Here is a 26,305-nt window from a genome sequence, read left to right as displayed (position 1 = left end):
TTAGTCAGTCTGTAACAGTGAGGTCATTGAAGCTCAACCCTTTCCGCAAGGAGAGCATCACTATTTAAGGGTCTCAATTGAATCTTCCCGAAATAGAAACGGAACTGCTCCCCCCGGTGCTCCTCCAGATAACTCACGGTCTCTTCAACACTCAGGTAGCGCACTGCCTCTCCTATGGTTTTCTCTTGAAGGACGCCGTGAAGGAAGATTTTTCCGCAGTCGGGGGATTCGATAATAATCTTTTGTGAAGATCCTCCCATGCGAAAACCACCAGTTGAGGTATGTTTGGTTGCGGAATCAACGGTGCAGATACGCTCCTCCTGCCACTCCTCCTTCCCGTTGATATACGGGTAGCCGACGGCGAACGAGAGAACCCCAAGAACAGCAAAAACAATCAGCAAGAAAGCGATAAATGAGAGTGCAGATTTAAGATCCCAGGGTTTTCGAACCCTAGCAGGCTGAGGATTCTTCGATGTCACACTTACCTCCTTATCTCGTGAACATTCTACTTGCCAGGGGAGATAGCCATACCGAGAGTAAGCGACCCACCACCGCAGGTATATTCAGAAAGAAAATAGCACTGCCCCAGAAAAACACCTACTCTATCTTCTCAATACGTCGCGCCTCCGATACATCTTTAGTGAGCTGTATCTTCCCATAGTAGAAACGGAACTGCTCCCCCCGGTGCTCTTCCAGATAACTCACGGTCTCTTCAACACTCAGGTAGCGTACCTCCCCTTCTGCGGTTTGCTCCACCAGGACGCCATAAAGTGTGATTTTTCCACAGTCAGGGGACTCTATTCTGATGCTGGTGGAAGATCCTCCCATGCGGAAGCCACCCCCTGAGCTTCGTCTAGTAGAAGAGTCAACGGTACAGATACGCTCCTCCTGCCACTTCTCTGTGCTGTTGATATATCTATACGCAAATGATCCGCCAAAAACAGTAATTGGAACAAGGCACATTAGAGTAAATAGCAGTAACCAAATGATACCTTTGACCGACCGTAGCTTAACCGGTTCTGCTTTCCTATTCTGTTTACTCAACTCTGTCACCTTTTCATTATATTTATTTGAAATGTTATCGTCCCGATTTGAATCCCATATCTAACGCTCCACCACCGATAGCACTGTGAAGGCCCTCATCATCAGCCTCCTTCTTCTCGAGGTTCTCCGCCTCGGATGCAAAATAGTTAGCATACCCTGCTCCGTAGTCAACAGTGCGAGAGGTGACAAAATCAGATGTAAATTGAGTTACATTATTGTTTAAATAACTTGGAGCGTGGCTCATAAGCTGGTTCACACCAGCGCCAACACCACGGCTCATTAAAGGAGCAACCGCACCAATCCCAAACCCAGACCCAGCAGCCCGCACCAGACCCTCAGCACTCACCGCGCGGCCCTCATCATTAAAGATATAGTTACCCACATTCGCACTAGCACCTGTCACACTACTCTCAACAACCTGCCCACCCAACATCTTACGGAACTGAGCAGAAGCAACCTGCGACCCAAAATCAATCATCCTGCCCCCACGGGCAACAAGAGAACTGCCACCACGCATCAAGACATTAGTCCGGGGCAAGGCTGTGCGCGCAATACCCAAGAAATTCAAACCTGCCTGGCGTGCCTCCACAGAAAACTTCGAAATTCCCGCTCCTACACGTTGCATACCAGAACCAGCAGATACAAACCTACTGCCGACAGCACTAAAGGCCCCTCCAACAGCCTTACCCACAGCCATGGTCGCCCCGCCACCAACAAGGCTGGAGGCACCACCAATGAGAGTATCTTTACCAACAGCACCCCAGTTCACTGTGCCGTCAGGGTTCTTATTCGTCAAAATAGAGGCTCCTCCTGAAATCAGCGCACCGGAACCGGCCATGAGGGCTAGCCCAAGGGGTGCTCCTACGCCGGTGAAGGTTAGGGCGGTGCCCACAACGCCAAGGACAATAGCACCAATAGCGATTGCGGTGGAGTTCTCATTGGCCCAGTTCTTCACCGCTCCTATCCAGGTTGGGTTGGCTGCCTGATACTCGGCCATCTCTTGCGCACTCACCGGCGATAGACCCCAGGGATCCATCAAATTCACCGGGTCATTGCCAGCAAAAGCATACCCATGAGCACCCCAAGCCGCCCCCAGGGGCGAGGGCAGTGGGTCAAGACTCAAAAAGCCACGTGTACCAGGGTCATAGACACGTGCGCCCATCCACAGCATCCCCGCTAGGGTGAAAGAACCAGAGGCATCATGCGAGAGCAGCCCCCACTGGCTGAACTCACTGCCTGGGGTCTCTCCCCAGGGGTTAAGGCCCTGAGCAAGAAAAGCACCAGGGGTCAGACTACTACTGGCCCATGCTCCGCCCTGGTAGGTTGCCCCTGCAAGAGTGGCCGTCATACCACCATCGACCGAGGCCAAGGCCGGAATGAAGCGTGCAGTATCCCAGATCAACTCACTGTTATCAGCCTTTTGCACGGTGCCCAAGGCATTGACCCACAGGGGCAATTGCTGGCTGCTGCCCTCAGGGGAGGTGTGGGTGATAGTAGTGAGTTTTCCAAGCGGCCCCCAGGCGAATTCTTGGCTGCTGCCCTCGGTGGTGGTGCTACGGATGCGTCGGCCTAGACCATCGTAGATATAGTGGTAGGTCCCTGCCTGGGTGTCGGAGATGGAGAGTAGCTGCCCGGCTATATCGTAGGTGTAGGTGCGTTCAAGGCCAGCGGGAGTGGTTTCTGACGTCAGACGGCCTCAAAATTCCGTTTTCAGCGACACTGCATGCAACCATCTCGATACCAGACTAGTAAAGGTCCTGAATTGAATCTAAAAAATCCTTAAACCTGTCCTCAGAAAATACCGCCTGAATCTGGTTTTCTTCTAGGGTCATAAAAGAAAGAACCCAGGAGTCTTGTGGCATTTCTTTTACTACTTCCCAAAAGTAAGTGTCCTTCCCCACGATTTTCATGTGTGTTAGGAATACGTCACCTACATTCGATTCAGTGGCGACTATGTTTTCATTGGTAGGAACTAAATCTTGAATATCAAACTTGGCCCAGCCATCTGCGGTTTTAATGCTTATGCAGGGAATCTCAATTGTCTTCCGTCTAAATGGTGATTTGAATATTCGAATGGTGGGTGAAAGGATCAGTTGTCTTCCTTGTGAGTCTTTAAAATTAATCATTAGATTTATTGTTTACTTTCCTCAGCCATATGGCCGAAATTGCGGCGCCCACTAGGTTGCCTAAAAAGATAGTTATTCTATACTTGTAGATGATTGGAGAGATTTGAAGTGAAAAAATAAATATCAGAATTAAAACAACAAAATATAGTGTGACAAGTTTTTCAGGGGCTACCGTTGCAACAAGGGCACCTATTATAAATGATATCGTATATGCCTGCAGGAAATTTTTCCAGTCACTATTGTAACCCGGAATCAGAACTCCGATGGTGAGTGAGATGGAAATAAAGTAAAAAGTTTGAAAAATTTGTTTTCTCATTATTTAGATAACAGCTCATCCCACCCTGAACCTATAAATGCGCCTGTGGTGGTGCTTCCCCAGAGTGCCAAGCTATTTGGTTTACTTAAATTAAGAGCTCCACTGACGGTGCGAGGGTGGAAGTAGGGAACCTGAGACATATAGTTCACACCATGCATCTCAGTAAGCTTTGAAAAGCTAGGGAATTTTTGTGATAGGACTTTAGAGGTTCCATTACTGAGTGAGCTAGCAGTTCCCGAAAGTAAAGCCTTCGATGGGCTAACTTCTTTCCCTGAAATAATATCCTCAGCCATAGAACCTGCACCAGCCCCAGCAAAATTAATGAGGCTTTCACTAGCAATGGCAATCCCGCCTCCTGTGTTTTGCCTAAATAATCGGGCGACTGTACCACTCATTGGCCCTGCAAGACCGCTAGTTGTACCACTTAAAGTACCACCGCCTACGGCACCAGCAAACTCCCATGGGTTACTTATTTTCCAATTATGTTGTGCCAGATAGGTAGCTCCAGAAGATATTCCGCCTACACCGCCGTTAACGCCAGCATTAACAGCTATGGCTCGTGCTGCTTGTCCAGCTGGAGCACTTGCCATAGCAACTTTACCAATTTGAGTGGCCCAACCGCCAAGTGCACCGCTCCCCGCTCCAATAAGCGTATCAACGCCAACCTTACCCCAGTTTACAGAACCGTTTTGCGCTTTTTGCGAAGCGATTGAGACCCCTCCTGACATTAGTCCGCCGGCACCAGCCATTAGAGCTACACCAGCTGGACCGCCTACACCGGTAAACATCAAGCCGATGCCAACAACAATAGCCGAACCCGCAACAATATACTCCCAGTTGTCACCAATCCAGCTACCGACAGCCGCAATACCCGTTGGGTTGGCTGCCTGATACTCGGCCATCTCTTGCGCACTCACCGGCGATAGACCCCAGGGATCCATCAAATTCACCGGGTCATTGCCAGCAAAAGCATACCCATGAGCACCCCAAGCCGCCCCCAGGGGCGAGGGCAGTGGGTCAAGACTCAAAAAGCCACGTGTACCAGGGTCATAGACACGTGCGCCCATCCACAGCATCCCCGCTAGGGTGAAAGAACCAGAGGCATCATGCGAGAGCAGCCCCCACTGGCTGAACTCACTGCCTGGGGTCTCTCCCCAGGGGTTAAGGCCCTGAGCAAGAAAAGCACCAGGGGTCAGACTACTACTGGCCCATGCTCCGCCCTGGTAGGTTGCCCCTGCAAGAGTGGCCGTCATACCACCATCGACCGAGGCCAAGGCCGGAATGAAGCGTGCAGTATCCCAGATCAACTCACTGTTATCAGCCTTTTGCACGGTGCCCAAGGCATTGACCCACAGGGGCAATTGCTGGCTGCTGCCCTCAGGGGAGGTGTGGGTGATAGTAGTGAGTTTTCCAAGCGGCCCCCAGGCGAATTCTTGGCTGCTGCCCTCGGTGGTGGTGCTACGGATGCGTCGGCCTAGACCATCGTAGATATAGTGGTAGGTCCCTGCCTGGGTGTCGGAGATGGAGAGTAGCTGCCCGGCTATATCGTAGGTGTAGGTGCGTTCAAGGCCAGCGGGAGTGGTTTCTGCCACCAGACGGCCGCCTGCATCGTAGGTGAAGCGGTAGAAGCCTTCATCCGTATGCACACCGGTCAGCTGCTGCGCCCCATCATAAGTGAAAAGTCGCAGACCCCTCTCATCATCAATAGCAGTAATACGGGAATCCGCATCATAGTAGGTAGTGGCTGTTTTTTCCTGGCCGCTTACAGAATCAATGGAGGCCCGAACCACCGCAAAACCAGAAGAACCCTCTGCACCCGAAACAGAATCTAAGGGCACAACCTTATAGGAATCATTAAGAGCGCCATCAGACGAAACAATTCGAGCTAGCCTACCGCTTGAATCATACTCATAGCGCACGGTGCCACTAGCCTCTGAGCCGACCGACGCAAGCAACCCTCGTGCGGTGTATTCATAATCGGTCGCAAGCCCGTCGACCGTAAAGCGGGTACGAGCCCCATCAGAATCATACGCCCAGGCAAGAACATGCTGGCCATAGGAATGTTTGACAAGGCGGCCCAGCCGATCACTGGTCAAAGTATGAATCTGTGTGGGAGTATCAGCCGGAGCTAGCTTTCCATCAGGATTCGTATAATCAAAAACCTGCGTGGTACGAGCGGCAAAATCGTGCTCAAAACGTGCGATAAGCTGCCCATTAAAAGTCAGCCGATTCAAAGAACCCGCAAGATCATACGAATAGGCAGTCCTGTCACCAGCAGCATCGTCTACCCACGCGGTGCGGCCGGCTGCATCATACCCGCACCTATTGACCCTGCCCAGGGGGTCAGTCACCGCCACCAGTCTGCCAGCCACGTCATAGTCGTACCTGGTTATAGCCCCCGTAGGTGACAGCTCTGAGACCAGGTCCCCGGCCTCGTTATAGGTGTAGGTGGTCTTACCACCAACACCGTTCACCACGCTCACCAGCTGCCCGGCAGCGTCATAGGCAAAACGACGCTGCCCGTACCTGGGGCCTGAGACGAAGGTGAGCCTGCCGAGCTTGTCATAACCACACCGGGTTACAGACCCACTAGCTGAACGGTATTCGGTGACCCTACCCATGGCATCGTAGGTAAAGGTCTCTTCACTACCGTCAGAAAGAACCCGAGCAATCACGCGCGAATCTGCATCGTACACTAGGCGAACAGAATCACCGTCAGCAGCTGTAAAGGTTTCGGGCCGACCGCACTCATCATAGGTGTACAGCGAAATCTTACCGCCAGCAGAAACAGTCTTAACCACGTTCCCTGCCAGGTCATACTCAAAAGTGGTCAGGCCACCCTCAGCATCCAAAGACTCAACAACACGCCCTGCAGCGTCATAGGTGTACACCTGCCCGGCATCGTCGCTAGCAGTATCACTTTCACGTATCAGGCGGCCGTAAGAATCCTGCTTAAAGCTCCAGGCACTAAAAGCATCTCGAACCGTGGTGACGCCGGCTAGGCGGTCCTCCTCAATGCTGGTGCGCACACCGGTAGGGTCAACCACAGCAGTCAGATTCCCGTTCACACCGTACTCACGCAACCACTTCTCACCGGCAGGGTCGGTGATGTGGCGCAGCTGCATCATGCCGTCATATTCGAAACCAAAACTACGTCCACCGGGCAAGAATAAGGCATCAACATTGCCCATCTCATCAAAACTACGAGTTACTGCACGGCCTAGAGGATCCACCGTCTTAATCAGCTCGCCGTGAGGGCCGTACTCCATGACCGTGACCCCACCGGCAGGGTCGGTAACGCTCTTGATCTTACCCGCAGCAGTGTATTTAAAACGCCACAGGGCACCGTCCGCATCCTCGCGAGCCACCGGCATACCCGCAGCATCGTAGGTAAACCGCGTCACAGCACCAGCAGGTGAAATAGCCTCAACAATCTGACCGGCAGCGTTGCGCACACAACGCGCGGTATCACCAGCGGCATTGCGCACGCTGATGAACTCACCGAACTCGTTGTACTCTAAATCCACCCGCACGCCGGTAGGCCCGGTCAGAGACCTCAAAAGCCCCTGCTCCCACACCAGCTCAGAGCGCCCACCTGCCGGGTCAATCACCAGTGAAGGGTTACGATCCTCAGCGCTAGCGTAGGCATACTGAATCACTCCACCGGTCGCTGTTACCACATCTAGCACACGGTCATAGTCATCGTAGCGATAAGTAAAATCGGCCCCCTCAGCAGTGCGGGTGCGAATATGGCGCCCACGGGAGTCAAACCCGTGCACGGTCACTGCACCATCACGCTCGGTCACTGAAACACGGTTGCCAAAGGAGTCGTAAGCCATTGACTGCCGCTGATGATCAGCGTCAATAATGCCAATCAGACGGGCCCGGGAATCGTGAATCCAGGTATTTGAATAGGTGCCATCCTCATTATCCACCACCGTCATACCATGACTCATGTAGGTGTAGCGGATCTCGCGCCCAAATTCTGATCGCTGGTGGATAACCCGCCTGCGCTCATCGTACCGATTGACTACTTCAACCACGCCATCGGCACTCACTACAGACTCAAGCAGAGCCTCCTCGTTCCACCGGTAGGTGCGGCTCCCCGCCGCAGTGCTCACCTTAATAAGGTGTTGCCCCTCATAAGAGTATTCAACCCTGCGCCCATCGTTGGCCTGAATATAGGCAACCAGGCCACCGGCATATTCAATGTGCAGTGAACGCCCATGCTCATGACTTATATCAGTTACCCGGCCGGTCGTATCCCGCGACACTCTCAGGCAGGTTCCGGCACCGTGACCAGAACCCAGCCAGGCTCCAGCCATGTCAAAAGCCCACCAGGCACCACCGTTATCTCGCACCACAAGAATCTGTGCGTGATCAAGAGAAAGCGCTGGGAGCGAAGCCGAACTCTCTTCGCTCAACCACAGAGCGGTATCGTTACCGCGTTCCCAGCCGCTACCGGCGCGAGGGAAAACCACATGGCGCCCATCGTCCATAATCCAGCGGGCACTTTCGTCAGAAAGAATGAGCTGGCTGTCTAAGGCTGACGACCACCCCAAGCCAAATACACCTGCACGGTCTGAGAGTGAGTTGTACATGCGGGTCAAAGATAGGCTTTGGGCGATTCCAGTGAAAGGAAGGTCGTTCTCAAGCTCTACAAAGTTACCCGTTGCTGCGTTGACCGGGTCATTGGTAAAGCCAGAGGTGGGGATGGCTCCCTCGACGGTGGGCGGGTCAATGGAGAGGTCTTGACGCTCTGAAGTGGACTTTCCTGCCTGTTCGAGGGCCGTTTGTAAGGCTGAATTAGAAAGGGAGACTAAACTTGCGCTGCTACCGCCCGCTCGTTCAAAGGCATCAGCAAGAGTGGCCAGCCAGTCTCGTTCGGAGCTGTTGTTGCTCATCCAGGTGCGGTAGGCACTGATAATACTGGAAGCATCCAAGGAGCCCCATTGACAGGCGTCGGCGAAGTCGTCGAGCTTTCCCTGAAGGGCGTCGGGAGTCGTTAATTCCCCATCCAGAGTACTGAGATTTGTGTTTGCGGTTCGTAGATTTTCGGGAACGGCGGATGAAATACCGCCGTTGTCGCCTACTGAGCCGAGAGGAGGAAGCTCTTTGGGGGAAAGGCTAATCTCTCCAGGAGTAAAGTCTGGAGGGGTTTCTGTATCGTTGGGCTGCTGTTTACCGGTGAGGCCGTCCCAAAACTCTTCCCACTCGTTGCGCTCGTCCCATTCTCGTGCTTTGCGGCGGTTTTCGTTTTCGCGGTGTGCAGAGTCAATGATTTTGCCAATTTGGGTGGCTGTTTGACGGAACCGTTCAGCAAGTTCGCCGGCATCGTTGGCGGCTATGGTTGAGTTGCGGTTGTAGATGGTGGAGAAGTAACCAGAGAACTCGTTCATTGCTGTTTGCACGGCACTATTTCGGCTACTTGCCTGGTTATCGAGGGTATTGCCAGCATGAGTGAACGCTGTTTTGGTGGTTTCGGCTAAGGCGAAGTCGAAGGTAAGGGGCTGGTTGGCCTTCACTGCGGAATCCTGTTCTCTGAAATTGCTGACGACGGTAGAGGCAATATGTGTTGATTAGCCGTCTGCGGCGCTCCCCAAAAGATAGACATGTCCATGCCAGAGGCTGGTTAGTGAGCACACGCAACTACTTCCATTGTGGCAGAAATAGGGTGGGGCTTCACCCTAATATAAGTAAGAACTTTTACAAACTCTGGCTGCACCGGACGCTAATACGATGCTGATGCGAATTTGTGAAAAATTCCTTTCTCGGCTATGGACAAGAAGTTCTGCTTGCTGTAACATGAATATTTGCGCTTCCCTAATCTTCTGTGCCTTCATATAGCGGTGGGCAGGTTGTAACAGGTCTTAGTACGCCCCAGTACCCTCGAACATCAATCTAGTCACAATCACAGCACGGCACAGGTGCTTCCCCCGGCTAGTTTTCTTTGCTTAATGGGTCCTTGAGCGTGCCGCCCCTGGTGGGGGAGCGGGTAGCAACAGACATGTCTGTGGAAGGATCCAATCTTGGTCGCCTCGAGCACCTCTCATAATGAAGCCGCTAACGGCGCAGGTTCGCAAGACCGAATCTCATTCGCAAAAATTGCTGAGCCCCTGCAGGTACCCAACCTGCTTGCGCTCCAGCTCGACAGCTTCGATCAGCTGGTCGGTAACGAACGCTGGGCAGCCAAAGCTGCTGCCGCAGCCGAAACCGGTGATACCTCCGTCAGCCAGACCTCCGGCCTGGCAGACATTTTCGAAGAAATATCCCCAATCGAAGATTTCCAGGGAACCATGTCCCTGTCTTTCTCCGAGCCCGAATTTGCTGACCCCAAGTACACCATGGAAGAGTGTAAAGATCGCGACGCGACCTACTCAGCCCCGCTGTACGTCAAGGCCGAATTCATGAACAACAACACGGGCGAAATCAAACAGCAGACCGTGTTCATGGGCGACTTCCCTCTCATGACCGAGTCCGGCACCTTCGTGATCAACGGCTCCGAGCGCGTTGTTGTTTCCCAGCTGGTTCGCTCACCTGGTGCCTACTTCGAAAAGACCGCCGACCGTACCTCCGATAAAGATATCTACTCGGCTAAGATTATCCCCTCTCGCGGTGCCTGGTTCGAACTCGAAATTGATAAGCGCGACCAGGTCGGCGTGCGCCTAGACCGACGCCGCAAGCAGTCCGTCACCGTTCTGCTCAAGGCCCTGGGCTGGTCAGAGTCCAAGATTCTAGATGAATTCGGCGAATTTGACTCCATTCGCGCCACCCTCGAAAAAGACACCGTGCAGACCCGCGAAGAGGCCCTGCTCGACATCTACCGCAAGCTACGCCCGGGTGAACCCCCCACGGTCGAAGCTGCCCAGAATCTGCTGGACAACATGTACTTCACCCCCCGCCGCTACGACCTGGCAAAGGTCGGCCGCTACAAGGTGAACCGCAAACTGGGTACCGACACCCCCGTCAACGACCCCTCAGCAGCAGTGCTGTCTCAGGACGACATTGCGGCCATGATTCGCTACCTGGTCACCCTGCACGCAGGTGGCACCACCGTCAAGGGTGTGCGCGACGGCCAGGACGTTGACATCCGCGTTGACGTTGACGACATCGACCACTTCGGCAACCGCCGCATCCGCGCCGTTGGCGAGCTGATTGAGAACCAGATTCGCACCGGCCTCTCCCGTATGGAGCGCGTCGTCCGCGAACGCATGACCACCCAGGACGTCGAGGCCATCACCCCTCAGACCCTGATTAACATCCGCCCGGTTGTTGCCTCCATCAAGGAGTTCTTCGGCACCTCGCAGCTCTCCCAGTTCATGGACCAGAACAACCCGCTGGCTGGGCTGACCCACAAGCGTCGTCTGTCTGCACTGGGCCCCGGCGGCCTCTCCCGCGACCGTGCGGGCATGGAAGTCCGAGACGTCCACCCCTCCCACTACGGCCGTATGTGCCCCATCGAAACCCCTGAAGGTCCCAACATCGGTCTGATTGGTTCGCTGGCAACCTATGCCCGTATCAACCCCTTCGGTTTCATCGAAACCCCCTACCGCATCGTCCGCGACGGCAAAGTCACCGACGAGGTCAAATACCTGACCGCTGACGACGAAAAGGGCAACACTATTGCCCAGGCCAACGCGCCCCTGACTGCCGACATGACCTTCGCCGAAGACCAGGTTCTCTGCCGCGCAGGCGATGGTTCAGGTGAAGCGGTTCTGGTCGATGCATCAGACATTGAATACATGGACGTTTCACCCCGCCAGATGGTGTCGGTGGCAACCGCTCTGATTCCTTACCTGGAACACGACGACGCTAACCGAGCACTCATGGGTGCTAACATGCAGCGCCAGGCGGTTCCTCTGCTCGAATCCGAAGCACCCGTGGTCGGTACCGGTATGGAACGCTACGCAGCGCTTGACTCCGGTGACTCCGTGGTCGCTAAGAAGGCCGGCGTGGTCTCTGAGGTGTCAGCTGACCTGGTGATCGTCCGTAACGACGATGGCACCAGCACCTCTTACCCCATCCTCAAGTTCCAGCGCTCCAACCCCGGTAACTGCTACAACCACCGCGTTGTGGTCAAGGTGGGTGACCGCGTTGAAGAGCGTAGCCTGATTGCTGATGGCCCCTCAACCGACAAGGGCGAACTGGCACTCGGTAAGAACCTGCTGGTTGCCTACATGTCGTGGGAAGGCTTCAACTTTGAGGACGGTATCATCCTCTCCCAGCGCATGATCTCTGATGACGTACTCACCTCAATTCACATTGAAGAGCACGAAATCGACGCCCGTGATACCAAGCTGGGCGCTGAAGAGATTACCCGCGACATCCCCAACGTCTCTGAAGAGGTGCTCTCGGCCCTCGACGAGCGCGGCATCATCCACATCGGTGCCGAAGTTGAGGCCGGCGACATCCTGGTCGGTAAAGTTACACCCAAGGGCGAGACCGAGCTGACCCCCGAAGAGCGCCTGCTCCGCGCTATCTTCGGTGAAAAGTCCCGCGAAGTCCGTGACACCTCCCTGAAGGTTCCCCACGGTGAGTCCGGTACCGTCATCGGCGTCCGTATCTTCGACCGCGAAAACGACGACGAAGATCTGCCCAGCGGTGTTAACCAGCTGGTCCGCGTCTACGTTGCGCAGAAGCGCAAGATTACCGTGGGCGATAAGCTGGCAGGCCGCCACGGTAACAAGGGCGTCATTACCAAGATTCTTCCCATCGAAGATATGCCCTTTATGGAAGACGGCACCCCCGTTGATGTCATCCTCAACCCGCTGGGCGTGCCCGGCCGCATGAACATCGGTCAGGTACTCGAAGTTCACACCGGCTGGCTGGCCAAGCAGGGCTGGAAGATTGAAGGTAACCCCGCCTGGCTCGACAAGCTTCACAATTTCCCCAAGGAGACCGGCCCCACGAGCGTCGCAACCCCCGTGTTCGACGGTGCCGGTGAAGAGGAACTCTTCGAGCTACTCGATCACGCCAACCCCAACCGTGACGGCGACCGCCTGATCAACCGTTCAGGTAAGGCCCGCCTGCTCGATGGCCGCTCCGGTGAGCCCTTCCCCGAGCCGGTCTCCGTTGGCTACCAGTACATCCTTAAGCTGCATCACCTGGTGGACGACAAGATTCACGCGCGTTCCACCGGCCCCTACTCCATGATTACCCAGCAGCCCCTGGGCGGTAAGGCCCAGTTCGGTGGTCAACGCTTTGGTGAAATGGAAGTGTGGGCGCTCGAAGCTTACGGTGCCGCTTACACTCTGCAGGAAATCCTGACCGTCAAGTCCGATGACGTCCACGGCCGCGTGAAGGTCTACGAGGCTATCGTCAAGGGGGAGAACATCCCCGAGCCGGGCGTCCCCGAGTCCTTCAAGGTCTTGATCAAGGAAATGCAGTCCCTCTGCCTGAATGTTGAGGTGCTCTCAACCGACGGTAAGACCATCGAGATGCGCGATGTAGAAGACGAAGGCTTCCGTGCAGCAGATGACCTGGGCATCGACCTGTCTCACGCTGAGCCCAGCTCTGTTGAAGAGGTCTAAACCGGCCTGTACGGTTCCCTCATCTGTTTACACAAGACTTCTAAATACTAGGAAAGAGATAAGGACCCAATGTCCAACGAATCTTCACTTGGTTTGATGCGTATTGGCCTAGCGACCTCCCAGAACATCCTGGACTGGTCCTACGGCGAGGTTAAGAAGCCCGAGACCATCAACTACCGAACCCTCAAGCCCGAGAAAGAAGGCCTCTTCGACGAGCGCATCTTCGGCCCCACCCGCGACTGGGAATGCTACTGCGGTAAGTACAAGCGCGTCCGCTTCAAGGGCATCATCTGTGAGCGATGCGGTGTAGAGGTGACCCGTGCTAAGGTGCGCCGTGAGCGCATGGGCCACATCGAGCTGGCTGCTCCCGTGACCCACATCTGGTACTTCAAGGGTGTTCCCTCCCGCCTGGGCTACCTGCTGGATCTGGCCCCCAAGGATCTGGAAAAGATTATCTACTTCGCCGCCTACATGATTACCCATGTGGACGAAGAAGCCCGCCACGAGGACCTGCCCAACCTGCAGGCTGCCCACGATCGCGACAAGAAGGCTCTCGAAGACCAGCTGGCCGCCGATATCAACCTGATTGCCCGCGAAACCGAAGAGGAACTCGCTCGTATTGAGGCTGAAGGCGGCAAGGCTGCTGAGAAGCGCAAGCTGCGTGATGCCTCAGAGCGCCAGATGGCCTCCGTCCGTAAGAACGCCGAGCGTGAAATTGAGCAGCTTGAGCGCGTCTGGGACCGTTTCAAGAACCTTAAGGTCGCCGACCTTGAAGGCGACGAGGCCCTCTACCGCGGTATGGTCGATAAGTACGGCATGTACTTTGAAGGCTCCATGGGTGCAGAGGCCATCAAGAAGCGCCTTGAAAAGTTCGACATGGAGGCCGAAGCCGAGGCCCTCAAAGAGATTATCCAGACCGGCAAGGGCCAGAAGAAGACCCGCGCCCTCAAGCGCCTCAAGGTCGTCAACGCCTTCCTGACCACCGATAACTCACCGCTCGGTATGGTGCTGGATTACGTTCCCGTCATCCCGCCGGAGCTGCGCCCCATGGTGCAGCTTGACGGTGGCCGTTTTGCGACCTCCGACCTGAACGACCTCTACCGCCGCGTCATCAACCGCAACAACCGCCTCAAGCGTCTGCTGGAACTCGGTGCCCCCGAGATTATCGTCAACAACGAAAAGCGCATGCTCCAGGAAGCTGTTGACTCCCTCTTCGACAACGGCCGTCGCGGCCGCCCCGTCACCGGCCCCGGTAACCGCCCCCTCAAGTCCCTCTCTGACATGCTCAAAGGCAAGCAGGGCCGCTTCCGCCAGAACCTGCTCGGTAAGCGCGTAGACTACTCAGGTCGTTCCGTAATCGTCGGTGGCCCCACCCTGCAGATGCACCAGTGTGGTCTGCCCAAGCAGATGGCTCTGGAGCTCTTCAAGCCCTTCGTCATGAAGCGCCTGGTTGACCTCAACCACGCCCAGAACATCAAGAGCGCTAAGCGCATGGTGGAGCGCTTCCGCCCCCAGGTCTGGGACGTTCTCGAAGAGATTATCACCGAGCACCCCGTGCTGTTGAACCGTGCACCCACCCTGCACCGCCTGGGTATTCAGGCCTTCGAACCCCAGCTGGTCGAAGGTAAGGCTATCCAGCTGCACCCGCTGGTCTGTTCAGCCTTCAACGCTGACTTCGACGGTGACCAGATGGCAGTCCACCTGCCCCTGTCACCCGAGGCTCAGGCTGAGGCCCGTATCCTGATGCTCTCCTCGAACAACATCCTGAAGCCCTCAGACGGCCGCCCCGTTGCTGTACCTGACCAGGACATGATCATCGGTCTTTTCCACCTCACCACTCCCCGCGATGGTGAGAAGAACGAAGGCCGCCTGTTCTCGTCCTACGCGGAAGCCATCATGGCTATGGACCGCCACGAGATTGAGCTCTACACCAAGGTCAAGATCATGCTTGACGACTTTGTACCCTACGAGGGCTGGGAGGCTCCCGAAGGCTACAAACCCGGCGACCCCGTACTGGTTGACACCACGGTCGGTCAGGTCATCTTCAACGAGACCCTGCCCGCCGACTACCCCTGGTACACCGGTATCGCCGACAAGAAGTCACTGGGCGCACTCATCAACGACCTGGCTGAAAAGTACCCCATGCACGTAGTCGCCAAGACCCTTGACGCCCTCAAGAACACAGGCTTCTACTACGCTTCTCGCTCCGGCGTGACCGTTGCGGTCACCGATATTGCAGCTCCACCCAGCAAGCCCGCTATTATGGAAGGCTACGAGGAGCAGGCAGCCAACATCGAGTCCCAGTTCGCTATGGGTCTGATTGACGACGTTGAACGCCGCACCGAGCTGATTGACATCTGGACTAAAGCAACCGACGAGGTCGCCGAAGCCATGAAGGCCAACCTGGGCGAGAAGAACACCACCATCAACCGCATGGTGACTTCTGGTGCTCGCGGTAACTGGATGCAGGTCCGTCAGATTGCCGGTATCCGTGGTCTGGTGTCTAACACCAAGGGTGAGATTATGCCCCGCCCCATCAAGTCTTCTTACCGTGAAGGCCTGTCGGTTCTGGAGTACTTCATCGCTACCCACGGTGCTCGTAAGGGTCTGGCTGATACCGCGCTACGTACCGCTAACTCGGGGTACCTGACCCGTCGCCTGGTCGACGTTTCGCAGGACGTCATCGTGCGCGAGCACGACTGCGGCACCCGCCGTGGTTTGACCCTGCCCCTGACCCAGACTGACGAAGCCGGTAAGGTCACCCTGCACGAGAACGTCGAATCCTCCATTCACGGCCGTGCCTTGGCTGTTGACGTGACCGCTGAAGACGGCACCGTACTTGCTGAGGCCGGTGCTGATATATCAGATATCGTCATTGACGACCTGTTCAAAGCCGGTATCGAAGAGGTTCGCGTCCGCTCCGTTCTGACCTGTGAGTCAGCGGTTGGTGTCTGTGCTCTCTGCTACGGCCGTTCCATGGCCTCAGGCAACCTGGTTGATATTGGTGAGGCCGTTGGTATTATCGCGGCTCAGTCCATCGGTGAGCCCGGTACCCAGCTGACCATGCGTACCTTCCACACCGGTGGTGTCGCGTCGGCTGATGATATTACCCAGGGTCTGCCCCGTATTCAGGAGCTCTTCGAGGCCCGCACCCCCAAGGGTGTTGCCCCGATTTCTGAGGTAACCGGCCGGGTCTCGATTGAAGACACCGACAAGTCCCTCAAGGTCATTGTCACCCCCGACAACGGAGATGACCCCGTTGCCTACCCGGTTCTACGCCGTGCCCGCCTGGAAGTTGCTGAGGGTGACCATATCACCGTCGGTACCCAGCTGGTCTCCGGTGCCGTTGACCCCAAGGAGATTCTGCGTATTCGCGGCCCCCGTGAGGCTCAGAAGCACCTGGTGGACGAGGTCCAGGGCGTCTACCGCTCACAGGGTGTGGGCATCCACGACAAGCACGTTGAGGTTATCGTCCGCCAGATGCTACGCCGCATCACCGTGATTGACTCCGGCGACACCAAGCTGCTCCCCGGTGAGCTGGTTGAGAACATCGCCTTCCAGACCGCTAACCGTGCAGCCGTAGCTGAGGGTAAGCGCCCCGCGTCGGGCCGCCCCGAGATGATGGGTATCACCAAGGCATCATTGGCTACCGAGTCCTGGCTGTCTGCCGCCTCCTTCCAGGAAACCACGCGTGTGCTCACCCAGGCCGCGATGGAAGGTAAGGATGACCCGCTGGTCGGCCTGAAGGAGAACGTCATCATCGGTAAACTCATCCCCGCAGGTACCGGCCTGGCTCGGTACAACGATATTGAGGTTGAACCCACAGACGAGGCCCGTGAGGCTCTCTTCTCTCAGACCGCGACTCCCTACAACGATTTCAGCTACGCTGAGACCAACGAGGGTGCTATTAGCCCAGAGTTCCAGGCGATTCCGCTGGATGACTACGAGTTCGGAAAGTAAGCCGCAAGAGGTAGTCCCCTAGGGCGAGCTAAAGGGCGTTTCCCCACCGCAGTGGTGAGGAAACGCCCTTTGTCGTGAGTAGGTAGCTGATGAGGGCGTTCGCCGTCCGATGAGTAGGGGGAACAGAGACGGGCCTGGCTAGGGTAGCTGATTGCCCCTAGCTACCAGTAGGGTTTCAAAGTGGGCCAGCAGGTCGGTGACATTGGGGCGGATCCCGGTGATGAGTTCAAAGGCATCGGCTGCCTGGCCAACGGCCATGAGGCCACCGGGTAGTACCCGGCACCCGAGTGTGCGCGCCTGCTTAATCAGCGCGGTGTTCTGGGGCAGGTAGATAACATCTGCCACCCAGAGGTTTGGGTGGAGTAGGCTGAGCGGCAGTGGGCTACCTGGGTGATGGTGCATACCGATGGGGGTGGCGTTGACCAGCCCCCGGGAACGGGCCAGGGCAGCCGGTAGTTGCTCTGCGGCTAGGGCCCGGACGCTGGCGCCGGGGTAGAGCCCGGCAAGCTGGGTCGCTTTGGCTTGGGTACGCTGATGGTCACTGTCAAAGAGGAGGAGTTCTTCTACCCCCTGCTTGAGCAGTGCGTCGGCGGTAGCGGATCCAGCTCCACCGACCCCCAGCTGGGTGACGGTTGTAAGGTCGCCGGGGCTGGGTGCCAGGCCCTGGGTCAGGGCAGAGGCGAAGCCGGTCACGTCCGTGTTGTAACCCAGTATTTTAGCCTCGCGGACGATAACTGTATTGACCGCTCCAAGCCGGGCTGCGGCGTCCGAGACTTCATCGAGGTGCTCTAGCACAGCCTGCTTGTAGGGGAAGGTAATGTTGAAGGCGTTGTAACCCAAATCCAGGCCCCAGCGCAGCAGCTCTCCCACAGGTACTGCGTTCGCAGCCCGTCGTGCCGGACCCAAAGTCTCTATATCAATGGGCCGGTAGAGATAACGGATACCAGCCCGATCAGCTGCGAACTCGTGCAGCGGGGGAGTGAGGGAGGTGGTGATGCCGCTACCCAGCAGCCCAACCAGGTAAGACTCTTCAGGGGTGCTCACACTTACTTCTTCCTCTAGAGGCATCCGGCTCTTCCGTTCTACCAGAAACAAAGCGGCGAGACTAGCTTGCCTGCCCCAAAAATCAGGCGGGCAGCTGTCAAAGAGCAGGACGAGAGCGGTCAGCTCGCGCTTGAGTGCCCGACATCACCTAATTTAAGGGCTTTTAAGCCGCAGTGGATCTAAACAAGGGTAGATTAAGCCACCCTCATGGGCTACAGTAGTATCTGGAGTACTTAGCAGTAGTATCTACTGCCCGCACAGAGCACATCTCAAGTAATGTATTTCTGAGCAGTACATAAGAACCAATGGCAGAATGGACACCGTCCTTTGGCCTTGTTCGTCCGGGCACTCAGCCCGATCAGCGATCTTGAGGCCTAAATGCCATTTTTTGTTGTGTCTGGGCTCCTGCTAAGTCAGAGAGATTTTCTTTTGCGCTTATCCCAAGTGACAGAAGGCAAGTAAACCGGTAGCCCCTAACGGGGCCACCGATACCAAACGGAGAACAAGTGCCTACAATTCAGCAGTTGGTCCGTAAGGGCCGTGCATCCAAGGTCGTTAAGACCAAGGCGCCCGCACTTAAGGGCAACCCCATGAAGCGTGGCGTATGCACCCGTGTATACACCACCACCCCGAGGAAGCCGAACTCAGCACTGCGTAAGGTCGCACGTGTTAAGCTCAACGGCGGCGTCGAGGTTACCGCATACATCCCCGGTGAGGGCCACAACCTTCAGGAACACTCCATCGTGCTCGTTCGCGGTGGTCGTGTGAAGGACCTCCCCGGTGTTCGTTACAAGATTGTACGTGGCGCACTGGATACCCAGGGCGTTAAGGGCCGCGGTCAGGCTCGTTCACGCTACGGCGCAAAGAAGGAGAAGAAGTAATGCCTCGTAAGGGTCCCGCTCCTAAGCGTCCCCTCGTAAACGACCCCGTTTACGGCTCACCGCTGGTTACCCAGCTCATCAACAAGGTTCTGCTGGACGGCAAGAAGTCAACCGCTGAGCGCATCGTTTACGGTGCTCTCGAAGGCGTTGCCCAGAAGACCGGCGCAGACCCCGTAGTAACCCTCAAGAAGGCAATGGACAACGTCAAGCCTTCACTCGAGGTTCGCTCACGCCGCGTGGGCGGCGCGACCTACCAGGTTCCCGTCGAAGTTCGTGCAGGCCGTGCAACCGCGCTGGCTTTGCGCTGGCTCGTTGGCTTCTCCAAGCTCCGCCGCGAGAAGACCATGACCGAGCGTCTCATGAACGAGATCCTGGATGCATCCAACGGTCTCGGTGCCGCTGTGAAGCGTCGCGAAGACACTCACAAGATGGCCGAGTCCAACAAGGCTTTCGCACACTACCGCTGGTAATTTTCATTCGACAGCCTGCCGTTATTACATAGGTGCATAACGGCAGGCTTTCGGAGTTTCTCACAAGGGAGAACAAAGTGGCACTAGACGTGCTAACCGACCTGAACAAGGTCCGCAACATCGGTATTATGGCGCACATTGACGCCGGTAAGACCACCACCACCGAACGCATCCTCTTCTACACCGGTATCAACCACAAAATTGGTGAAACCCACGACGGTGCGTCCACCATGGACTGGATGGCTCAGGAACAGGAACGCGGTATCACCATTACCTCCGCAGCAACCACCTGCTTCTGGAAGAACAACCAGATCAACATCATTGACACCCCCGGCCACGTTGACTTCACCGTTGAGGTTGAGCGCTCACTGCGCGTCCTCGACGGCGCTGTTGCGGTGTTCGACGGCAAGGAGGGCGTTGAGCCCCAGTCTGAAACCGTGTGGCGTCAGGCTGACAAGTACGAGGTACCCCGCATCTGCTTCGTCAACAAGATGGACAAGCTGGGTGCAGACTTCTACTTCACCGTAGACACCATCATCAAGCGTCTGGGTGCTAAGCCCCTCGTCATGCAACTGCCCATCGGTGCCGAGAACGACTTCATCGGTGTCGTTGACCTGCTGACCATGCAGGCCTACGTCTGGCCCGGCGACTCCAAGGGCGACGTGACCATGGGTGCTTCATACGAAATTCAGGAAATTCCTGCTGACCTCCAGGAAAAGGCTGAACAGTACCGCGCTGAACTCATCGAAAACGCTGCTGAAGCCTCAGAAGAACTCATGGAAAAGTACCTCGAAGAGGGCGATCTGACCATCGAGGAAATCAAGGAAGGCGTACGCGCGCTCACCGTTGCTAACGAAGCCTACCCCGTATTCTGTGGCTCAGCATTCAAGAACCGCGGCGTGCAGCCCATGCTTGACGCAGTTCTCGACTACCTGCCCTCACCGCTGGACGTTCCCGCGATGATTGGCCACCTTCCCACTGACGAAGAGGTTGAAGTAACCCGCAAGCCTTCAGCTGACGAGCCCTTCGCAGCTCTGGCCTTCAAGGTTGCAGCCCACCCCTTCTACGGTCAGCTGACCTACATCCGCGTTTACTCCGGTAAGGCAGCGCAGGGCCAGCAGGTTCTCAACGCCACCAAGGGTAAGAAGGAGCGCATCGGTAAGCTCTTCCAGATGCACTCCAACAAGGAGAATCCCGTTGAAGAAATTCAGGCAGGGCACATCTACGCAGCAATCGGTCTGAAAGACACCACCACCGGTGACACTCTCTGCGACATTGCTAACCCCGTAGTTCTGGAATCCATGACCTTCCCCGCCCCCGTAATCTTCGTGGCTATCGAGCCCAAGACCAAGGGTGACCAGGAGAAGATGTCAACCGCAATCCAGAAGCTCTCCGCTGAAGACCCCACCTTCACCGTTTCACTCAACGAAGAAACCGGCCAGACCGAAATCGGCGGCATGGGCGAGCTCCACCTCGACATCATCGTTGACCGCATGAAGCGCGAATTCAAGGTTGAGGCTAACGTGGGTAAGCCCCAGGTTGCCTACCGTGAAACCATCACCAAGAAGGTTGAGAAGGTCGACTACACCCACAAGAAGCAGACCGGTGGTTCCGGTCAGTTCGCGAAGGTTCAGGTCTCCTTCGAACCCATCGCTCTCGATGCTGAAGAGCTCTACGAGTTCGACAACGTCGTCACCGGTGGTCGTGTTCCCCGTGAATACATCCCCTCCGTTGACGCCGGTATCCAGGACGCAATGCAGCTCGGTATCCTCGCTGGCTACCCCGTTGTTGGTGTCAAGGCAACCCTGATTGATGGCGCCTACCACGATGTTGACTCGTCAGAAATGGCCTTCAAGATTGCTGGTTCAATGGTCTTCAAGGAAGGTGCACGCCGCGCTGCTCCCGTCCTGCTGGAGCCCCTGATGGCTGTTGAAGTTCGTACCCCTGAGGATTACATGGGTGACGTCATCGGCGATTTGAACTCACGCCGTGGCCAGATTCAGTCCATGGAGGACGCAGCGGGCGTCAAGATTGTTAACGCTCTTGTGCCGCTGTCAGAAATGTTCGGTTACATCGGTGACCTTCGTTCAAAGACCCAGGGCCGCGCGGTCTTCTCCATGGAGTTCGACAGCTACGCTGAGGTTCCCAAGAACGTCGCTGACGAAATCATCCAGAAGAGCCGCGGCGAGTAATACTCACCCGGGTTCGGCTCACCCAAGTGTGAGCCGCACCGCTTTTCAAAAAACCTAGTACACGAACCCGCCTCTGGGTTTCGCCCCACCGGCTTTATCCGCTATTGTGGTAGCTAGACCGCCTTTTACGGCGGAGTGCGCCGGTGTGTCAAACCGAGTGCAGGTTCTCAAATCTTCTCTATAGGAGGAATACTCTTGGCTAAGGCTAAGTTCGAGCGCTCCAAGCCTCACGTAAACGTCGGTACCATCGGTCACGTTGACCACGGTAAGACCACCCTGACCGCTGCAATCTCCAAGGTTCTGGCTGACAAGTACCCCGACCTGAACGAGCAGCGCGACTTCGGTATGATCGACTCCGCTCCTGAAGAGCGCCAGCGCGGTATTACCATCAACATCGCTCACATCGAGTACCAGACCGAGAAGCGTCACTACGCACACGTTGACGCCCCCGGCCACGCTGACTACGTCAAGAACATGATTACCGGTGCTGCTCAGATGGACGGCGCAATCCTCGTTGTTGCTGCCACCGACGGCCCCATGGCTCAGACCCGCGAGCACGTTCTGCTGGCTCGCCAGGTTGGCGTTCCCACTCTGCTTGTCGCACTGAACAAGTCAGACATGGTTGAGGACGAGGAACTGCTCGACCTGGTTGAAATGGAAGTTCGCGAACTGCTCTCCTCACAGGAGTTCGACGGTGACAACGCTCCCGTTGTTCGCGTTTCCGCTCTGAAGGCTCTCGAAGGCGACGCTGAGTGGGTTGCTAAGATCGAAGAGCTCATGGACGAGGTTGACAACTTCATTCCCGATCCGGTTCGTGAGAAGGACAAGCCCTTCCTCATGCCCATCGAAGACGTCTTCACCATCACCGGTCGCGGTACCGTTGTTACCGGTCGCGCCGAGCGAGGTACCCTGAAGATCAACTCCGAAGTTGAGATCGTTGGTATCCGCCCCATCCAGAAGACCACCGTTACCGGTATCGAGATGTTCCACAAGCAGCTCGACGAAGCCTGGGCAGGCGAGAACTGTGGTCTGCTGCTTCGCGGTCTGAAGCGTGACGACGTAGAGCGTGGTCAGGTTGTTGTTGAGCCCGGCTCAATCACCCCCCACACCCAGTTTGAGGCTAACGTCTACATCCTTTCCAAGGATGAAGGCGGCCGCCACAACCCCTTCTACTCGAACTACCGCCCCCAGTTCTACTTCCGTACCACCGACGTTACCGGTGTTATCACCCTTCCTGAGGGCACCGAAATGGTTATGCCCGGCGACAACACTGAGATGACCGTTGAGCTCATCCAGGAAATCGCAATGGAAGAGGGCCTCGGCTTCGCAATCCGCGAAGGTGGCCGCACCGTTGGTTCAGGTCGCGTTACCAAGATTCTCAAGTAAGGCTCTTACTTCTGATCTGGCCTCCTGCTAGTAGCTAGCGGAGGGCGATAGAAGGCTGGCCCCGCAGAGTTACCTGCGGGGCCAGCCTCTTTTTTGATTTTAAACTCTCAAGCGAGAAGGGCTCGGGGCCGGTAGCAGTAAGGCTACCGGCCCCGAGCCCTGTTCTGTGATGGAGGGGTTTACTAGCGAGCGGTTGAGGAGGATCGGTTCTCGCGTACCTTTTTGATACCTGTCAAAACAAGCACAAGGAGTAAGAGAGCGTAGAGGGTAAGAACAATCGGCCCTGAGACCAGCACCGAGTAGTCACCGTTCGAGGCGGTAAGAGCATCACGCAGGCTGGTTTCTGCCAGGGGCCCAAGCACCATACCGATAATGAGCGGGGCGAGCGGGTAGTCGTTCATGCGCATCACAAAGCCGACGATGCCGATGCCCAGTACCAGAAGCAGATCAAAGGTTGAGTTTGAGACCGCGTAGATACCCAGGCCACAGAAAACTGTGATGCCTGCGTAGAGGTATTGATGGGGAATCAGGAGTAGCTTGGCCCAGAGCATAGCAAAAGGCAGATTGATTGCCAGAAGCACAATCATGGCGATAAAGAAGCTCGCCAAGAGAGCCCAGACCAGTTCGGGAGCCCGCTCAAAGAGCAGGGGGCCAGGCTGCAGGCCGTACTGGCGGAATGCACCGAGCATAATGGCAGCGGTTGCTGAGATGGGAAGGCCCAGCGCCAGGAGGGCACCCATGGCCATGCCGGTGGTGGAGTTGCCAGCTGCTTCTGGCGCTGCCAGGCCACGAATGGCGCCCTTACCGAACTGGGGGTTCTTGCGGCGGGCATCCAGGCGGCGCTCGGTACCGTAGGCCAAGAAGGTAGGTATATCAGCTCCGCCTGCCGGGATTACACCGAAGGGCAGCCCGATGGCGGTTCCGCGTGCCCAGGCGGGGGCGGCCTCTTTGAGTTCTGCCTTGCTCAGCCAGGGGCGTCCCTTGGGGCGAATCATCCGACCAGCGGCGTGGTGACGAGCAACAACTGCCTGGTGAATGACCTCACCCAGAGCAAGAACCGCAACGGTGACCGTCACGAGCGAGACCCCGTCAAAGAGATGGGTTGATCCCATCGTAAATCGTGGGACACCGGTGACCCCGTCAATACCGATGACGGCGATGCCAAGACCCATGAGCAGGGAGAGCAGGCCGCGAATCGCGGAGTCAGTGACCACTGAGGACGTAGCGATGAAGGCAAAGAGGGCCAGGGCGAAGTATTCTGCGGGGCCGAAGTTGGTGGAGAAGTCCGCCAGTAGGGGAGCGGCGAAGACGACCACGATGGACGAGACAAAACCGCCGATGAAGGCACCGATAGCGGCGACCGCTAGGGCCTGGGCTGCCCGACCGTTCTTAGCCATGCGGTGGCCTTCGAAGGTCGAGGCGATAGCAGATGCCTGCCCGGGAGTGTTCATCAGGATGCCCATGGTGGAGTCACCGAAAAGTCCGCCGAAGTAGACACCGGAGAACATAATGAAGGCAGCGGTTGGTTCAAGGGCAAAGGTGACGGGAAGGAGCAGGGCGACGGCCATGGAGGAACCGAGGCCGGGCATCACGCCCACGGCGGTGCCCAAGAGGCAGCCGAGGACGACCCAGAAAAGGTTTTCTAGGGTGAGGGCTCCAGCGAAACCCTCAGCAAGTAGTGATAGGGCTTCCATTAGAAGCTACCTCCTAGCAGGCCTGAGGGCAGCGAGAGCCCCAGAACCATGTCAAACATGATGTAGGCGAAGGAACTGACGGTCAGTCCGACGACCAGCGAAAAGAGGGGGCGGGTCGCGCCGAAGCCGCGGGCAACGCACCAGAAGAGCAGGCCCGCTCCGATGACCCAGCCTGTGTAGGGCAGGGTCAGGGCGAAGAAGAGAAAACCGAGTGTAACCCAGGCCAGGGACCGGTGGTCCAGTGCTTTGGTGGGCTCTGGGGCTGTCACCATGATAGGCGCCGTGTAGGCTAGTTCGGTCTCGGCGGCGCTAGCTGCCACCTGTCTCTTATAGAGGGATGCTCGGCGGAAGATATCTGCGATATCTACGAGGGTGAGAACGACCAGGCCGAGGGTGATGATGAGAGGGAAGAAGCGGGGGCCGGGGAAGGTGACTGAATCGGGTACGTCCATGGTGAGCATCCCGTACCCCAGGTAGGCTGCGAGGGCCAACAGGATAGCTGGCATGAGTAGCTCACGCCCTAGATTGACCGGATGCGGTGCGCTGGGCAGTGCTGGTGCGCTCATAGTCCTAGCTCCTCATACACTTTTTCGATGCGGTCACGTTCTTCGGTGAGAAAGGCTGTAAGCTCGTCGCCCATGACCAGGTTTTCGTTCCAGTTGTAGCGTTCAATCGCGGCGTCCCACTCGGGGGTTTCGACGGTCTGGCGAACAATGTCTTCAAGGGCGGCTTTTTCTTCTGGGCTGATATCGCCGGGGGCGACGATTAGACGCCAGTTGCTCATGGTTACGTCATAGCCCTGTTCAACGGTGGTAGGAATATCAACACCTTCGATACGCTCAGGGGCAACAACTGCCAGGGCTCGGAGGCGGCCTGATTCGATTTGGTCAATGGAATCTGGGTAGCCTGAGGCTGACGCTGCGACCGTGCCGTTGAGGAGGGCCGCTGTTGCCTCACCGCCGCCGTCTGAGTTTACGTAAATCATCTCTGAAACGGGAATTTCTGCGGCCATCGCCATTTCTGTTGCTACTAGGCGGTCAAAGGAGCCGCCGCCCGTCCAGGGGACTGAACCGGGATCAGCCTTCCAGGCTGCCATGAGTTCATCGAGGCTTTGGTAGGGGGAGTCGGCTGGAACCACGATAACGTCTAGTTCTTCAACGGTTACTGCAAGGGGAGTGACGTCTTCGTAGGTGGTGTCAGTATCAAACTGAATGGTTGCGGCGAGCTGGCCGGTGCCGCCGACCATGAGGGTGGTGGGGTCTCCTGCCATGGCGCCCAGGTTGGAGAGGGCGATGGTGCCGCCAGCACCTGGCATGTTGACGACCTGGGTGTTATTGACGATACCGTTGGCGCGTTGAGCCTGCTGCATTTCGCGGGCTACAGTGTCCCAGCCGCCGCCGGCTGCGGCCGGGGCGATGATGGTGAGGTTAGATGAGAGGTCCGTTCCCTCGTCTGCTGAGAGGTAGGACGCTAGGCTTGCAGTTCCGATGGATGCTGCAGCAAGGAGCGCACCGAGTACGCGAAGCGCTGTAGATTGTGGTTTGCTGATACGGATTCCCTGAGTGGCAGGTGAAACCGTATCGTGCGGTGTGTGTGTTGGTTTCATTCAAACTCCAAATAAATGTGTGTGACTTAGATTATAGGAGTTTGGGTGGCTTGCGC

The 26,305-nt window shown here is 56.6% G+C and carries 15 protein-coding genes; 6 read left to right on the top strand and 9 right to left on the bottom strand.

Features of this window, described 5'->3' with window-relative positions; all coding sequences use genetic code 11:
* Window positions 1-23: 23 nt before the first annotated feature.
* The 5 genes from L6966_RS08055 to L6966_RS08035 form a co-directional block, all read right to left on the bottom strand.
* Window positions 24-479 (bottom strand): hypothetical protein, encoded by a 456-nt coding sequence (locus L6966_RS08055; protein WP_237233173.1) that lies wholly within the window; start codon window positions 477-479, stop codon window positions 24-26.
* A 118-nt stretch (window positions 480-597) separates the two neighbouring features.
* Window positions 598-828 (bottom strand): hypothetical protein, encoded by a 231-nt coding sequence (locus L6966_RS08050; RefSeq protein WP_143539049.1) that lies wholly within the window; start codon window positions 826-828, stop codon window positions 598-600.
* 250 nt (window positions 829-1,078) lie between these two features.
* A complete protein-coding gene (locus L6966_RS08045) occupies window positions 1,079-2,470 on the bottom strand; it encodes an RHS repeat-associated core domain-containing protein (protein WP_237233187.1) in 1,392 nt (463 codons plus the stop codon).
* A 319-nt stretch (window positions 2,471-2,789) separates the two neighbouring features.
* Window positions 2,790-3,170, bottom strand: coding sequence for a hypothetical protein (locus L6966_RS08040; protein WP_083091839.1), 381 nt, complete (start codon window positions 3,168-3,170; stop codon window positions 2,790-2,792).
* A gap of 315 nt (window positions 3,171-3,485) precedes the next feature.
* Window positions 3,486-9,011: a DUF6531 domain-containing protein gene (locus L6966_RS08035; RefSeq protein WP_237224807.1), complete on the bottom strand. Its 5,526-nt coding sequence runs from the start codon at window positions 9,009-9,011 to the stop codon at window positions 3,486-3,488.
* Between the two features lie 504 nt (window positions 9,012-9,515).
* Between L6966_RS08035 and rpoB the strand changes: the two genes are divergently transcribed.
* Entirely contained in the window at window positions 9,516-13,016 is a 3,501-nt protein-coding gene (gene rpoB / locus L6966_RS08030; RefSeq protein ID WP_083090704.1) for a DNA-directed RNA polymerase subunit beta, read from the top strand.
* Window positions 13,017-13,085: 69 nt separating this feature from the next.
* Entirely contained in the window at window positions 13,086-16,976 is a 3,891-nt protein-coding gene (locus L6966_RS08025; protein ID WP_083090705.1) for a DNA-directed RNA polymerase subunit beta', read from the top strand.
* A 138-nt stretch (window positions 16,977-17,114) separates the two neighbouring features.
* Here L6966_RS08025 and L6966_RS08020 read toward each other — a convergent pair whose 3' ends face one another.
* A complete protein-coding gene (locus tag L6966_RS08020) occupies window positions 17,115-18,020 on the bottom strand; it encodes a shikimate dehydrogenase (protein ID WP_237224805.1) in 906 nt (301 codons plus the stop codon).
* A gap of 506 nt (window positions 18,021-18,526) precedes the next feature.
* On the opposite strand from L6966_RS08020, the gene rpsL reads away from it, so the two are divergent.
* The 4 genes from rpsL (at window position 18,527) to tuf (ending at window position 22,949) form a co-directional block, all read left to right on the top strand.
* Complete coding sequence (gene rpsL, locus L6966_RS08015) at window positions 18,527-18,901, top strand: 30S ribosomal protein S12 (protein ID WP_237224804.1); 375 nt, start codon at window positions 18,527-18,529, stop codon at window positions 18,899-18,901.
* On the top strand, window positions 18,901-19,371 hold the full coding sequence (gene rpsG / locus L6966_RS08010) for a 30S ribosomal protein S7 (RefSeq protein ID WP_135012878.1): 471 nt from the start codon (window positions 18,901-18,903) through the stop codon (window positions 19,369-19,371). Before rpsL ends, rpsG begins: the two co-directional genes overlap by 1 nt.
* Before the next feature lie 77 nt (window positions 19,372-19,448).
* A complete protein-coding gene (gene fusA / locus L6966_RS08005; protein WP_083090709.1) occupies window positions 19,449-21,563 on the top strand; it encodes an elongation factor G in 2,115 nt (704 codons plus the stop codon).
* A gap of 195 nt (window positions 21,564-21,758) precedes the next feature.
* Entirely contained in the window at window positions 21,759-22,949 is a 1,191-nt protein-coding gene (tuf, locus tag L6966_RS08000) for an elongation factor Tu (protein ID WP_083090710.1), read from the top strand.
* 182 nt (window positions 22,950-23,131) lie between these two features.
* On the opposite strand, the gene L6966_RS07995 is transcribed toward tuf, so the two are convergent.
* Genes L6966_RS07995 through L6966_RS07985 form a run of 3 tightly spaced genes read right to left on the bottom strand, consistent with a single transcriptional unit; the run spans window position 23,132 to window position 26,249 of the window.
* Window positions 23,132-24,643, bottom strand: a complete 1,512-nt coding sequence (locus L6966_RS07995) for a tripartite tricarboxylate transporter permease (RefSeq protein WP_237224803.1) — start codon at window positions 24,641-24,643, stop codon at window positions 23,132-23,134.
* Window positions 24,643-25,209: a tripartite tricarboxylate transporter TctB family protein gene (locus L6966_RS07990; protein ID WP_237224802.1), complete on the bottom strand. Its 567-nt coding sequence runs from the start codon at window positions 25,207-25,209 to the stop codon at window positions 24,643-24,645. The genes L6966_RS07995 and L6966_RS07990 overlap by 1 nt, the downstream gene beginning before the upstream one ends.
* Window positions 25,206-26,249, bottom strand: a complete 1,044-nt coding sequence (locus L6966_RS07985) for a Bug family tripartite tricarboxylate transporter substrate binding protein (protein WP_237224801.1) — start codon at window positions 26,247-26,249, stop codon at window positions 25,206-25,208. The genes L6966_RS07990 and L6966_RS07985 overlap by 4 nt, the downstream gene beginning before the upstream one ends.
* Window positions 26,250-26,305 lie beyond the last annotated feature (56 nt).

Source organism: Rothia nasisuis (assembly GCF_928381405.1).
GTDB lineage: Bacteria > Actinomycetota > Actinomycetes > Actinomycetales > Micrococcaceae > Rothia > Rothia nasisuis.
Note: the sequence above shows the minus strand (reverse complement) of the source record. Positions and strands in the feature narration are given on the sequence as shown.